The 14,030-nt window shown below is 29.0% G+C and carries 8 protein-coding genes; 6 read left to right on the forward strand and 2 right to left on the reverse strand.

What is annotated here, in order from left to right; genetic code table 11:
• Positions 1 to 14: 14 nt before the first annotated feature.
• Together ACQPUW_RS04620 and ACQPUW_RS04625 are read right to left on the reverse strand one after the other, a co-directional pair.
• Entirely contained in the window at positions 15 to 1,553 is a 1,539-nt protein-coding gene (locus ACQPUW_RS04620) for a response regulator transcription factor (RefSeq protein WP_430836322.1), read from the reverse strand.
• Complete coding sequence (locus ACQPUW_RS04625) at positions 1,546 to 3,330, reverse strand: sensor histidine kinase (RefSeq protein ID WP_430836323.1); 1,785 nt, start codon at positions 3,328 to 3,330, stop codon at positions 1,546 to 1,548. The genes ACQPUW_RS04620 and ACQPUW_RS04625 overlap by 8 nt, the downstream gene beginning before the upstream one ends.
• A 257-nt stretch (positions 3,331 to 3,587) precedes the next feature.
• Between ACQPUW_RS04625 and ACQPUW_RS04630 the strand changes: the two genes are divergently transcribed.
• From ACQPUW_RS04630 to ACQPUW_RS04655, 6 genes are read left to right on the forward strand one after another with little or no spacing between them, the layout of a single operon-like run.
• Positions 3,588 to 4,895, forward strand: a complete 1,308-nt coding sequence (locus ACQPUW_RS04630) for an ABC transporter substrate-binding protein (protein WP_430836324.1) — start codon at positions 3,588 to 3,590, stop codon at positions 4,893 to 4,895.
• Positions 4,896 to 4,953: 58 nt separating this feature from the next.
• A complete protein-coding gene (locus ACQPUW_RS04635) occupies positions 4,954 to 5,832 on the forward strand; it encodes a carbohydrate ABC transporter permease (protein WP_430836325.1) in 879 nt (292 codons plus the stop codon).
• The gene (locus ACQPUW_RS04640) at positions 5,832 to 6,668 is read left to right on the forward strand and encodes a carbohydrate ABC transporter permease (RefSeq protein ID WP_430836326.1); all 837 of its coding nucleotides are present in this window, start codon (positions 5,832 to 5,834) and stop codon (positions 6,666 to 6,668) included. The genes ACQPUW_RS04635 and ACQPUW_RS04640 overlap by 1 nt, the downstream gene beginning before the upstream one ends.
• A gap of 30 nt (positions 6,669 to 6,698) precedes the next feature.
• A complete protein-coding gene (locus tag ACQPUW_RS04645; protein WP_430836327.1) occupies positions 6,699 to 11,981 on the forward strand; it encodes an Ig-like domain-containing protein in 5,283 nt (1,760 codons plus the stop codon).
• A 29-nt stretch (positions 11,982 to 12,010) separates the two neighbouring features.
• Positions 12,011 to 13,843 (forward strand): hypothetical protein, encoded by a 1,833-nt coding sequence (locus tag ACQPUW_RS04650; protein ID WP_430836328.1) that lies wholly within the window; start codon positions 12,011 to 12,013, stop codon positions 13,841 to 13,843.
• Positions 13,816 to 14,028 (forward strand): hypothetical protein, encoded by a 213-nt coding sequence (locus tag ACQPUW_RS04655; protein ID WP_430836329.1) that lies wholly within the window; start codon positions 13,816 to 13,818, stop codon positions 14,026 to 14,028. Before ACQPUW_RS04650 ends, ACQPUW_RS04655 begins: the two co-directional genes overlap by 28 nt.
• Positions 14,029 to 14,030 lie beyond the last annotated feature (2 nt).

The following is a 14,030-nucleotide window of genomic DNA, read 5'->3' on the forward strand; positions in this document are numbered from 1 at the left end:
ATATATGTAATTTTCTAGTTTTTAGAAAATTTAAGTTTATATTCACTTGGTGGAATACCTATAATTGACTTAAAGGTTTTACTAAAATAAAATTGATCAGAATAGCCACAGAGTTCAGAAACTTCTTTAACAGTAAAATCATTATTCTCTAATATAGTACAAGCATTTTTAATCCTAATATTTGTGATATAAACTATTGGTGAGATCCCAACCTGCTTTTTAAAAACACGACTAAAGTAAGTAGGGGAGACGGAAAATTTATTGGCTATGTCATTAACATTAATATCTTCAGAAACATGTTTTTCTATATAATCTTGAGAGACTTTTACAATATCATCTATATAATTATTTTTATTATGAATTTTAGAATACTCATCAATTAACTCTTTAAATATTATAATTAAATTCGAAGATAAGTCAGTATAATTCCTAGAAATAGATATACATTCATCTATTTTAAGTTCTATATCTGATAGATTATTTCTAATTAAATAATCTAAAGTACATTTATTAATCATATTTTTAAAACATTTTTCTATTTCCATCTGAGTAGCATTTTCTTCACTAAGCTGTTTAATTAGCTTATTGCATTCGTAAATAAATCCATCTTTTTGATTATTTTGCAGGAAAATTTTAAGTCTTTTTTCTATATTGTCGGTAAGAAAAAATCTATTAATATGAGTATGAATATCTATTTTAGAGCAATCTAAAAGATTAGATTTAGAAAAAATAATATTTTTTCTAATAATGGTTCTAACTATTTGACTTCTAATTCCTATATCTTCAATATGCTTAATTGCTCTACTTATACCAATTGTCATATTTATACCTTTACTTTCAGAACAATCTATAACAAAGGAAGCAAACTTTTTAATGGGATTTATATCAGTATTGTTTGTTGCGAAAATACATATAGCTTCATTGCTAGATTTTCCTTTAACCAGAAAAACTTTTTCATCGTCATATATATAATTTCTTGAAATTTTAATTAAATCAATATCATCAAAAGCTTGACAAAAAGGTGTAGCATAATCGATTGTAAAACTTGCATAAGGACCAGCATTAAAAATAACAACATAGTAATTTTTATAATTAAAATTTATATTAATGGTAGGATGATTTGTTACAGTAGAGTTAATTAAGTCTTTTACTATATGTTTCTCGTAGTCATTTTGGTTCATGGAAATCTTCTTTTTAAGATTTTGTAAAATAGTATTTATATCATCTACTAAAATAGGTTTTAGTAAATATTCATCAACACCAGTAGTAATAGCTTCTCTAGCATAATCAAAGTCTTTATAACCACTTATTATTACGAATTTAGTATCTAAATTTTCTTGTTTTATCTTTTTAATCATATCAATACCACTAAGTATAGGCATACTTATATCAGTAAAGACGATATCAGGTTTAAATTTAATAATTTTTTCATAACCATCTTGTCCATTAATTGCAGTAGCTACAATATTTATGTTACCATCGCATTTTGATATTTTATTACATATATCTTTTAATATTAATTGTTGATCTTCTGCTACAACTATATTAATCATTTTCATTCATCCCCTTAATGATAATTTCAGACCCTATATCTGTATTAAATATTTTAAGTTCAACATTATTTTTATAAAAAATAGAAAGACGAGAATATATATTCTTAAGTCCTAAGCCACCTATCTTTAAATCTTTATATATACTGTTAAATTCATTTAAGTTATATTCCTTTATAAATTTATTAAAATCATCTAAAGAAGATTTTTTAAAGCCATTTCCGTTATCCTTTATAGATATAATAAAACCATCTTTTGTAACAGTGCAATTTAATTCTATATACCAGGGTGGTAGAGAATCTTTAAAAGCATGTTTAAAGCAATTTTCAACAAGAGGTTGTATAGTTAATTTTGGAATGATTAACTCATATGCCTCAATAGGAATATTTATTTTATAATTAAAGTTATCTCCATTAGATATTTTCATAAGTTCTAAATAATTAGTTACATGATTTACTTCATCTATTAATTTAACATTGTAATTATTAGAGGTAACATAACGCATCATGAAGGATAATTCCTGACACATCTTAGTTGTAACTTCGCTACCATATATTTCGCTAGCGGCACTTATAGCATTTAATGTGTTATATATAAAATGTGGATTAATTTGTGCTTGAAGTGCTGTGAAGTTTGCATTTACTTCACTAATTTTAGATTCATAAGCTAATGCCATAGAAGATTTAAGTTTTATTACCATTTGATTGAAAGATTCATTTATTACTTGAAATTCATTAAAATCATTGTTTTTAATACATAGCTTAGTATCTTTATCTAAACTAATCTTATTTATATAATCTATTAATTCTTGCAAAGGACTTGAGAGCTTTTTAGTAATAAAAAATATAATGCTAAGGGTTGTAAAAAGTATTACTGATACAAAAATAATAGTTGAAATAATGAATTGAAATTTTTGACTCTTAATATAAGCGTTATTTGACAGTAAAACAATATTAAATTTTGTATAATCAGAATATGTAGAAGCATAACTATACTCACTAGCTGAATAATTTGTATTACCTTTTTTTAAGTTATATTCTAAATCTTCTATTAGGTCTTTTTTTATAACTGAAATATCTTTATTAAATGGATATATAACATTAAAATTATTATCAAAAATTACAATCTCTTTATTATTTTTAAATGTTTCTTGATTACATATATTTTCAAGTGCTTTATATGAGGCCTGTACCTCAATTATGGTATTTTCAGTAATTGTATTACCACTAAAATTTTTATAAATAGAGATTACAGAAGAAGAAATTGGATTCCATTGATTTCTGTGTGGTGGTAACATAATGGAGGAGTGATTATTTTTTAAACTATATAAATAATCATTTTTTTTTAGTTCTTTTTTGATATAATCATTATCTTTTAAATACCATCCTGAATAATAAAAATAATCCTTTTCAGTATTAAATAAAAGTACATTTGAAATATTAGGAAAGAATAAAATACTTCTAAGATTATTTTCAATAATTTGTTTCATATGTATTTGTTCAATTTCAGGTACCGTATTGTCAGTACTATTTAATACTTGTAAGGTTGTCTTAAGCTGAGGATTATGAATTAATGAATTAAGAGCTGTATCCAATTCGTTGTATAACTGATCGATCTGGCTAGATACACTTTCTAATACCATTTTAGAACCTTGCTGTTCTGATTTATTTAGATTTTTAATGGTAGAAAAGTAGTAAAACATCGATGCTAAAATTATTATTATGCTTACAACTACAGTAATATTTACAAATAATTTATATCTAAAATTTTGTTTGTGCAAAATAAGCCTCCTTTTGATAACGTTTTCTGAAAGGGTTTTAAAGCATTAGTACATATCAAATTTAATTTCATATAATTTGATTTTATGTAATTTTTATACTTCCACATTATTTTAATATGCTTTGAAAAATAAATCAATAAGAATGTAAAAAAAATACATACAAGATAAGTAAAAAATTACATTTAATAATCTTAATTAGATTAATATAATGAAAATGTAAACAATTAAATTAGAAAAATATAAATGGGGGTATTAAAATGAGAAAAATATTTAAACATGGTATTACAGCACTTACAGCAGGATTAGTATCATTATCAATGGTATCTTGTAGTGGTGGAAGTGAGACTACATCAAATGATGCTTCAAAGGGAGGGAAGACTATAACAATTGGTATGAAAGCAACTCAAGTTGAAGTTTCAAACATAGAATATCATAAAGAAAAGTGGGAAGAGAAAACAGGAAATAAATTAGAAATACAAGCTGTTGATGATAATCAATTTGAACAATTAATGCTTACGAAAATGGCATCTGGAGGTATGTGGGACTTGTTTATAGGGGATACTGGAACCCAATCAGATAAGTACAAACATGCTGAAAATTTAGTTGATTTATCAGGAGAAGAGTGGGTTAACAATTTAAGTGATTTAGGTAAAGAGTTTGTTACAGTAGATAATAAAATTTACTGTTTCCCAAATGGCGGAGTTAATTCTTTTGGAATAGTTTATAACAAAGAGGTATTTAAGAATAATAACATAGAAATTCCAAAAACATTTGATGAATTCGAAGCTGTATGCGAAACATTAAAAGCTAAAGGGATTACGCCTTTAATGATATCAATGAAAGACGGATGGACTGTAAATCAAATAATGAATGCAGAATGGCCAAATATATTAGCTAAGAATCCAGATATACTTGATAAATTAAATAAAAATGAAATAAGATGGGATGAGGTTCCAGAGTTTGTAAATTTATTTGAAAGAATGAAAGGATGGGTTGATAAAGGATATTTAAATAAAGATTTATCAACAACTAGCTACGAAATGGCACAAAAGGAAATTGGATCAGGGAAAGCAGCTATGATGTATATGGGTGACTGGGCAGATCCAGAGTATGCAAAAACAGAACCTAAGGCAAAGGACAATATTGGTATGTTTGCTGCTCCAACAAAGGATGGAAAGAGTTATTTAGCTGCAGCTGGTCCTGGTGGAGTGTATATTTCAAATAAGAGTAAAGAAATAGATACTGCTAAGGATTTTGTGAAATATATGGCATCAGAAGAAGCTATTAAATATGATTTAGAGAAAAAAGGTTGTACATCAGTTTGGAAGAATATAAGCAATGATAAGTTAAGTGGTACATTATCAGATTCACAAGTTTATTTTGATAAGGGTATGAGTCAAAAACATTATAATCAAACTTATGTAATTATGCCGTCACCTGAAGCTGAAAGTGCGTTACTTTCTGTATTATTAGGACAAAAATCACCAGATGAAAGTGCAAAAATTTGGAGTGATGAAATGGTGAAAGTAGGTAAACAATTAGGACTTGAAGGATTCAGTAAATAATAAATTTTTTCGCCAGCTAAGGGTTTTTAGCTGGCGAAATTATAAAGGAGAGTAATAAATGGGAAAATTAGAAAAAAAATATTATCCTTTGTATTTAATGATACCAGCATTAATTATTTTCACTATATTTTATATAGGATCAATAGTAGGTGGATTTATATTTTCTTTTACAAATTGGAATATATATAATTTCAGCAATCCACAGTTTGTAGGGTTAGAAAATTTTAAGGACTTATTTACATCAACAAGCTTTATGCCAGCACTTTGGAATGTGGTTATTTTTGCAATTATAACTACAATAGTTAAAGTTTCACTTGGACTTTTAATAGCGATACTTTTAAATAATAAGTTTAAAGGAAGAAATTTTTTCAGAGCAGTTTCATTTTTACCTTGTACAATAGGTACATTAGTAATCGGATATGTATTTAGCTTTATACTGCAACCAGAGACAGGGGTATTAAACATAATTCTGCGAGGAATAGGACTAGAGTCTCTTGCTATGAATTGGCTTGGAGATCCAAATATAGCCTTATATTCTGTTGCAGGAGTAGAATCGTGGATATGGATAGGATTTAATGTTGCTATTATTTTAGCTGGATTGCAATCAATACCTTCTGAACTTTATGAAGCAGCTCGTATTGATGGAGCTACAAGATTCCAGAGGTTTAAGGAAATTACATTACCACTTTTAAGACCAACGATAAATACTACAATAACACTATGTGTTATAGGAGGATTTAATGTATTTGACATTATAATGTCTATGACAAATGGGGGACCAAATGGAGCAACACAAGTTATTAGTAAATTATCTTATGATGCAATGAGAACAGGAACTATGGGATATGCATCAGCAATAAATGTTGTGCAATTACTTCTTATATTACTTGTTATTACACCTTTACTTAAAACTCTTAGACGAAGGGAGTATCAATAATGGCAATTTCAAAAAAGAATAGAAAAATTGGAAATAAAGTAGTGATATATGCACTATGTTGTACTATGGCAGTTATAGTAATAATGCCATTATACTTAGTTTTACTAAATTCATTTAAGACAGTTCCAGAGTCAGCAGTTGTAGGGCTAAGTTTACCTGAGAAATTCATGTTTGAAAATTACCCATATGTAATTAAAGAAGGAAAACTTATAAGGGCATTTATAAATAGTATATTTATAACAGGAAGTACTGTATTAATAACAGTTTTAATAGGATCTGCAGCAGCGTTTGTTATATCTAGAAGAACCGATAAAATAGCAAAATTAACATCAAATTATTTTTTAATAGGATTAATAGCACCAATAGCATTAATTCCAGAAGTAGCAATTGTTAAAGCGCTTGGATTAAGTGGAAGTTATGCAGCTGTAATACTTATTCATGTAGCTGTCAAATTACCTTTAAGTATTATGCTTTACTCAGGATTTATGAAAAGTATACCTAAAACTTTAGATGAAGCTGCTATGCTTGACGGATGTTCACCTATCAAAATGTTCTTTAAAGTAATATTCCCACTTTTAAAACCAGCTACATTTACAAATATAATAATAATATTCATGGGAGTTTGGAATGACTTTCAAATTTCATTATACTTCATTACAGATGCAGCGAAGAATACTCTTCCTATGAGCATATATAATTTCGTAGGATATATGACATATAAGTGGAATTATGTTTGTGCATTCATTATATTAACTATACTACCAATATTAGTTATATATGTGTTTGCTCAAAAGTATATAGTAGATGGGATGATAGCTGGATCAGTTAAAGACTAAAAATTTAACAGAATAACTTAGGAGGTAGAAATGAAAATTTTAAAAGGAAATTTAAAAAGAATTATATCTTCTGCAATAGCTGTTGGAATGTTATCTAGTATGGTAGCTGAGGCTAAAGTTTTAACATCAAGTAAAGACAAAGCTCAAATTATTGTAGATTATAACACCAGTATTGGAACTGGTAGTAAGTATTTATTTGGAGGGTCTGGAATACCGCAGCCTAATGAACAATTAGCATGGTCTTTAATGAATAATGAAATGGGTGTTAAGTTAATAAAAGTACCTGTAGATTTAGCAAGATTATATCCAAATGATAATGGTGAAATTGATACAAATGTAAAAGAAGAATATTTACATGTAGCATCTGGACAGTTAACAAGAGCTAAGGGGGCAGGAATGGATGTTATGCTGGAATTCATTAATTTACCATCATGGTTAGATTTAAATAATGATAAAAAATTTGATGATGAAGGCAAATATACATCTATGATTAAAGAATTTTTAAATGAAGCAAATGACTATAAGGACATAATAAAATTTGTAGAAATAGTCCCAGATTCAGCATTAAGTAGCAATGATTTTATTGATGTTTATTTTAAAACAGCAAAAGCAGTTAGGTCTGTAAGTGCTAACTATAAAATTGGTGGACCTGGATATGTACTTACTAGCAAAGGCGATTCTAGACTTGGAAAAATAGAAAATCTTTTAAATGAATACAAGAATGAAAAGGATAAAAGTTTGCTCCAATATGTATCTGTTAGGGCATATGATGTAAACGTTAATTCAGATGAAAAAGATTATTTTGGTGAATTTAAAGAAGGAAGAAAAAGTATTAGAAGATGGTCTGGAAATGCAGATTTACCTATTTATATGACAGGTTGGACAACTGTTTCCAAAAACTCAAATACTCCAGATGAGAACATAACTGGAAATGTGGGAATAAAGCAACAGGCATCAGCTTTATTTAAAGGGATGAGAGATGGATGGAGTGGAATTTTATTTAATAGTACTACATCAAATAAGCAATCTCCTTCAAGTTACACATATAAAGTAAATGAAAATGGCGATGTTATATTGAATCCTTTTGCAAAAGCTTGGAATTTACTTTCAAATAAGCTTAAGTTAGGGAATGGGGATTTTAAAGTTGTTTCCACAGATATGGGAAGTAACTGGATTGTAGATGATTCAATAGCTATGATAAATAGTTCAGGAGAACCAGTTATATTAGCAACAAACTTTAGTGATGAGAAGAGAAATATTACTTTAGAGCTTAAAAATATTCCATATGAAGATGGAGATGTAGAGCTTGAATGTTATGTTGCAAGTGAGGGGAAAGATGTAAATTCTCCATATGTAAAAGTGGCTGGAAAGGTTGTAAATGGTATATTAAATGCAACTATTCCATCTATTCCGTCAAACGGTGCAACAGGTATCATTGTTAAGAATGGAAGACATAAAGTATTACCGGCACAAACAATATATGAATTTGAAAGTCAAGATAATCATTTTGGAGGAAATACTGAAATTACATGGAAGACCGGAGCTTCATTTAATAGAATTGTAAAAAATTTTAATGGAGTAGATAACTTTGTTACTTTAAGAAAAGTTCAGGCAGATGGAGATGGAACTTATAGAGCATTACTTTATGTATTAGAAAACAATTCAAGGATTAATGTTTCTGTAAATGGTAATGAATCTAAGATTATAGATGCAAGTGATGGAAACTTAAGTAATCCTGTAGAATTTGATATTAATTTAAATGCAGGAAATAATAATACTATTAAATTTTGGACCGATTCTGGTGAATTAAATGCTGATAAACTAGTACTAGTTCCTAAAGATATAAAGCTATCAATTGGTTTTCAAAATCTTGATAAACTAGGAGCAGAGGGAAGTGGGGATAATAAGAGGTACATCCTTCCATTAGAGCGTAAAGACTTTACTATAGATGGTAGAATATTTCCAGAAAACTCAGGCACATCAAATAAATTAGAATATACATCAAGTAATCCAGAGGTTGTAGCTGTAAGCAATTCAGGATTACTAACACCAATGAGTATTGGAGAAGCAGTAATTACTGCAAATATTCAAGGAAACAATGATATTTCTAATTCATTTAAAATAGTTGTAAAAAATGCTGTTGCAAGTATAGCTGTTAATCCAAAGAATATAACAATGAAAAAGGATGAAGAGGCAGTTATTAAAGCAACTATAAGTCCAGAAAATGCAGAAACTAAAGATATAGTTTGGACAACCTCTAATTCAAATGTAGTAAAAATTGAAAAAGAAAATGGAAATGAAATAACTATAAAAGCAATTTCAGAAAGCGGAAATGCAATAATAACTGCAAAATCTGTAGATGGTGGTTATGAGGCTACTTCTTCAATTACTGTTGTTAAGCCAATTGATGGTGGAAGTATAAATATTGATTATGGAAACACAATAGCAGAAGGTTCTAAAGATATATTCGGAGTAACTCATTATCCAAGCATTAATAAAAAGGATAATGATATTGGAGATCATTCGAAGGCTTGGGAAATGTTAAGAGATGATATGGGCGTTAAATTTATGAGAGCAGATGCTCGTCTTCAAGAAATATTACCAATTTGGACTAAAACTCCAAATACAGATTGGGCTAGCAACTCAGATATTAAACCAGGTCAACCAAGTTATGTTGAAGCCGATTACTACTATGTTAAAGGCCCTGATGGTGTTAAGCGTCAATTCTCAGTTGAAGGGTATAAAAAAGATATGGAGTATTATAGAAGCCATGGACAGTATTTAAATGGAATGTCAAATCCTGAAAATTGGAATACTGATAGACTTATGAGTTGGGTTAAAAAAGCTAAGGAAATGGGATTTGATGTTATGGTAATGACATTCCAGATTCCTGAATGGTTAGCATCAGGATATCCACTTCCAGGTGCACCGCATACAGAGAAAGCTTGTAATAGTGCTCCAAAGGATTGGGAAATATTTAGAGATATAGTTAAAAAGATATATATAATGCTAAAACCATATGCTGATTATTATGAATTGTTAAACGAGCCACATTGGTATATTCCACAAGGAGGAGATCAACGTAGGCCAGATGGAACTCCATATCCATCAAGTAATAAAGTTAACTTAATTGCAGCAGATACAATGTATCAAGCAATTGATGCTATGTATGAAGCAGAGATAGAGCTTACAGGAGATCCTAACGCAAAACCAACAATGAAATTAGGTGGAGGATCAGATGATAGCTGGGGCGGAGAATATGGAGTTCTTGGAACCTTATTTTCAAAGGAATATGAAAATTGGCATGATAGAGTAGAATTTGTATCTATTCATAAATATGGATCAAGACCTGCAAATCAAGATACATCAAATGAAGGAGCTAATAGTAGAAATCTTAAATATTGGCTTAGAGATAAAACAGGGAAAGAAATGCCTATATTTTTAAATGAATATAATGCAAGTACAGGACAACCTCATGAGTATCACACTGGAGCTAAAAGTATGTCATATCACGGAAGAAATTTAATTGATATGATTATTGATGGTTATTCAGGTGGAGGATATTATACAAGCTATCCAAGTGATGTTCCTATGGATGATTATGAAGCAAGTAAAGGGTGGATTGAAAGAGGAAAGGGAGTTTATGCATGGAATAATGGTTCCCCAACCCTTGCAACATTTACTAAAACATGGAATCTACTATCAAAAAAATTAGGACTTGGAGATGGAAATTTTAAAGTTAAATCTACAGAAGTTAAGAATAGCAAAATAAGTGATGGAATAGGAGCTATAAATATAGCAGGGAATCCTATTGCCTTCTTAACAAATTATTCAAATGAAGAGTATGGAAATGTAACAGTTAAAATGAATAACTTACCTTTTAAAAGTGGAGCGAATATAAAAGCAAAGGTTTATTCAATGACAACTAGCTCATCAATAAATATTAAACCAGTAGAAAACACCTTAAGAGTAAATAAGGATGGCTCCGTTGAAGTCACAATTGATTCAATTGGAGCAAATGGAATAGCTGGAATAATTTTAGAAGGGGATACAATTAGTACAAAAAATAAAACTTTAGAGTTCGAATCATATATGAATACTTTTACAGGTAATTCTAAAATTTTAGTAGAGGAAGCGGCATCAAATGGTAGATGGTTATCAGGAATTTCTGATGGAGAAAACAACTCAGTTACACTTTCAATAAATGCTAATAAAAGTGGTAGATATAAAGCAAATATCTATTATGAAGGAAAAGAAAACTTCAAAATGAATTACAAGGTTAATGATGGGGAGAAAAATTCTGTAAATCTCGATAAGACATTGGGAATTTCAAAAAAAGAAATTGAGATTGCAGTTAAAGAAGGAATTAATAAGATTAAATTTTATTCAGATGAAAAAAAATCAGGAAACCTAGATAAATTGGATATTAGTGATTTTTATGAAGAAGAAAAACCAGTAGTAAATAAAGATGTTCTTAAAGAGCTAATAGAAAAAAATAAAGATAAAAATGAAGAAAATTATACTGAAGAAAGCTTTAAGAAGTTCAAAGATGCCTTATCTAAGGGAGAAAACGTATTAAACAATGAAAATGCAACTCAAAATGAAGTGGATAATGCAATAGAAGAAATAGAATTAGCAATTAAAGGTTTAATAGAAAAGCCAACTGACGAAAAGCCAGTAGTAAATAAGGATGCTCTTAAAGAACTAATAGAAAAAAATAAAGATAAAAATGAAGAAAGTTATACTGAAGAAAGCTTTAAGAAGTTCAAAGATGCCTTATCTAAGGGAGAAAATGTATTAAACAATGAAAATGCAACTCAAGAAGAGGTGGATAATGCAATAGAAAAATTAGAATTATCAATTAAAGGTTTAATAGAAAAGCCAACTGACGAAAAGCCAGTAGTAAATAAAGAGGTTCTTAAAGAGCTAATAGAAAAAAATAAAGATAAAAATAAAGAAAGTTATACTGAAGAAAGCTTTAAGAAGTTCAAAGATGCCTTATCTAAGGGAGAAAATGTATTAAACAATGAAAATGCAACTCAAAACGAGGTGGATAATGCAATAGAAGAATTAGAGTTAGCAATTAAAGGTTTAGTTCTTAATAAAGAAGATAGTAGTAATAATAATGAAAATAATAGTGATAATGATGCAAATAGTGATAATAATTCAAATGAAAGTAATAATGATTTAGAAGATGATAGTAATAAAAATAATTTACCTACAACAGGAAGAAATCCAATTTTCCCTATAACTATTGGAATTATTGCTTTAGTAGGTGGAGTTATTGTATACAAGAAAAGAGTTATAAGCTAAGATAAAAGAATTTATATTGGAGGATATTTATGGATAAGTTTATATTAAATATAGTACACAGGCCGGAAATGGTTCCTGAGTATTCACAAAAAATAACTGATCAGGGAAAAGAAGAGGATATTACTAGAGAGAGTTTAATTACCGAATCCCTTGATATATTTAAGCTTCAGCAGGAAATTGCTCATGAAAATGGATTTAAGACAACAATTCAAATGACTTATGCAAGTTTATTTAATGAAGAAGCTATAAATCTTGCAAAGGAGCATCATGAAAAGTATGGAGATGAAATATCACTTACATTGCTAGGTCTTCCATGCAAAGAGTTCCGTGATAAATATAAAACTAAAGATTTTTGTATTTGGATGTTTTCAATGGAGGATAAAATTTCGATAGTAAATGATGTATTTAGTAAATTTTATGAAGTATTTGGTTTTTATCCGGAATCAACAGGATCATATTACATGGATGCTGAATTAACTAATTACATTAAAAGTAAATATCCTACTGTAAAGTGTGCTGTTGCAACATGTTGGGAAGAAGGGCCAAAGGCGTATAGAACATGTAATAATTCTTGGTATACACTATTTGATGGAGGTCCATGGAATCCATGGATTCCATCAAAAGCTAATACTCATGCGCCAGCAGCTAATGAGTATGAGGATAGTGGAATAGTTGCGATTCCTCACCTTTCAAGAGATTTAATTGCTTGTTTTGATGGAAATGGATCAAATTTTGGTACTCATCCACAAAATGTTTTAAGAGGTATGATTTATAAAGATGGTAAATATCCATATCTTTATAATTTAATAGATCAATACAGATCTCTTAAAAAATATAACAATGGCTATTCTTATAATATGATGTTTGTAGGTCCTGGATGGATGAATAAGATGGGACGATGGGAAGCGCCATATGAATTATTAGAAAAAAGTTATCGCGATGGCATGGCATATTATGCAAAACTTAGAGATGAAGGAGAACTTACAGAAATGACAATGACTGAGTTTGCAAAGTGGTATAGGGAGAATAAAACTTATACTGAGCCAGAATGTGCATTATGGAAGGATATTCTTTATGGTTCAGAAAAACAATTATTCTGGTACAGTGATCCATATATGCGTACATGTATAGATATGAATCAAGGTGGAGCATTAATTGATTTAAGACCATATGTTGCAAAATTAGAGCGTCCAGTTGGAATTGGAACAAAGCATGTACAAGATGCATCATACCCTTACTTAATACAAGCAATGTATCGTGCAGGTTATTTTACACATTATGCCGGAGAAGGAACAATAAGAAGTTGTAAGTTAACTTATGATGGAGAAGAAGTTGATTTATGCTTATGTCGTACAAAGGCTAAATTTTCACAAAAGGGAAAGAATAGAATTTTAACTCTTAATCCAGTGGAAATTAAATTTAATAAACTAACAATAGAACTTATTTCAGAATTTACATTTGCAGAGGATACTGGAGAAATAGTAGTATCACGTAAGATTACAAAATCAAGTATTGAGGATGCTAAAGTTCAAATAAATGAATATATGACTGCATGCTATGGAACGACGGAATATCCAGAAGATATGCTTGGAATTACATTAAGATGTAGAAATGATGAAGAGGAAAAGGAAATTACTTATGGATATAAATGTCGAGAAGAGGATATAAATAATTTAAAATTAGTAGAAGCTATTGTTCCACAAGTAGATACTAAGATATCATTAAAGGCTTTAAATTGCAATGTTAAAGGATATATAAAAGAAGGCTATGCTTTCTCACCAATGTTTACAATTGGACTAAGTAAAGAAATAAAAAACAATGAGGAGTTGATTACATGTCTCAAGCTGGAAAAGGTAGATTAAATTATAGGTGTCCATCATGTTTTATGAGAGATTTAGATATTGATATGTTTTACGAGAAAGAAAAGGATGAATATTATTGCTTAAGATGTCAATTTACAGGCAATGAGGAAGATGTTAAGAAATTAAATGAAGTGGCAAGATTTCGTTATAGAAAAATGATGGAGAGAATAAAAGAATTTGAATAGTA

Origin of the sequence: Clostridium sardiniense, assembly GCF_050584765.1 — a bacterium.
Classification (GTDB): Bacteria; Bacillota; Clostridia; order Clostridiales; family Clostridiaceae; genus Clostridium; species Clostridium sardiniense_A.

Coding starts and splice junctions, on each gene's coding strand:
- ACQPUW_RS04620 (WP_430836322.1), bottom strand. CDS start 1,553: ATGATTAATATAGTTGTAGCAGAAGATCAACAATTAATATTAAAAGAT.
- ACQPUW_RS04630 (WP_430836324.1), top strand. CDS start 3,588: ATGAGAAAAATATTTAAACATGGTATTACAGCACTTACAGCAGGATTA.
- ACQPUW_RS04635 (WP_430836325.1), top strand. CDS start 4,954: ATGGGAAAATTAGAAAAAAAATATTATCCTTTGTATTTAATGATACCA.
- ACQPUW_RS04640 (WP_430836326.1), top strand. CDS start 5,832: ATGGCAATTTCAAAAAAGAATAGAAAAATTGGAAATAAAGTAGTGATA.
- ACQPUW_RS04645 (WP_430836327.1), top strand. CDS start 6,699: ATGAAAATTTTAAAAGGAAATTTAAAAAGAATTATATCTTCTGCAATA.
- ACQPUW_RS04650 (WP_430836328.1), top strand. CDS start 12,011: ATGGATAAGTTTATATTAAATATAGTACACAGGCCGGAAATGGTTCCT.
- ACQPUW_RS04655 (WP_430836329.1), top strand. CDS start 13,816: ATGTCTCAAGCTGGAAAAGGTAGATTAAATTATAGGTGTCCATCATGT.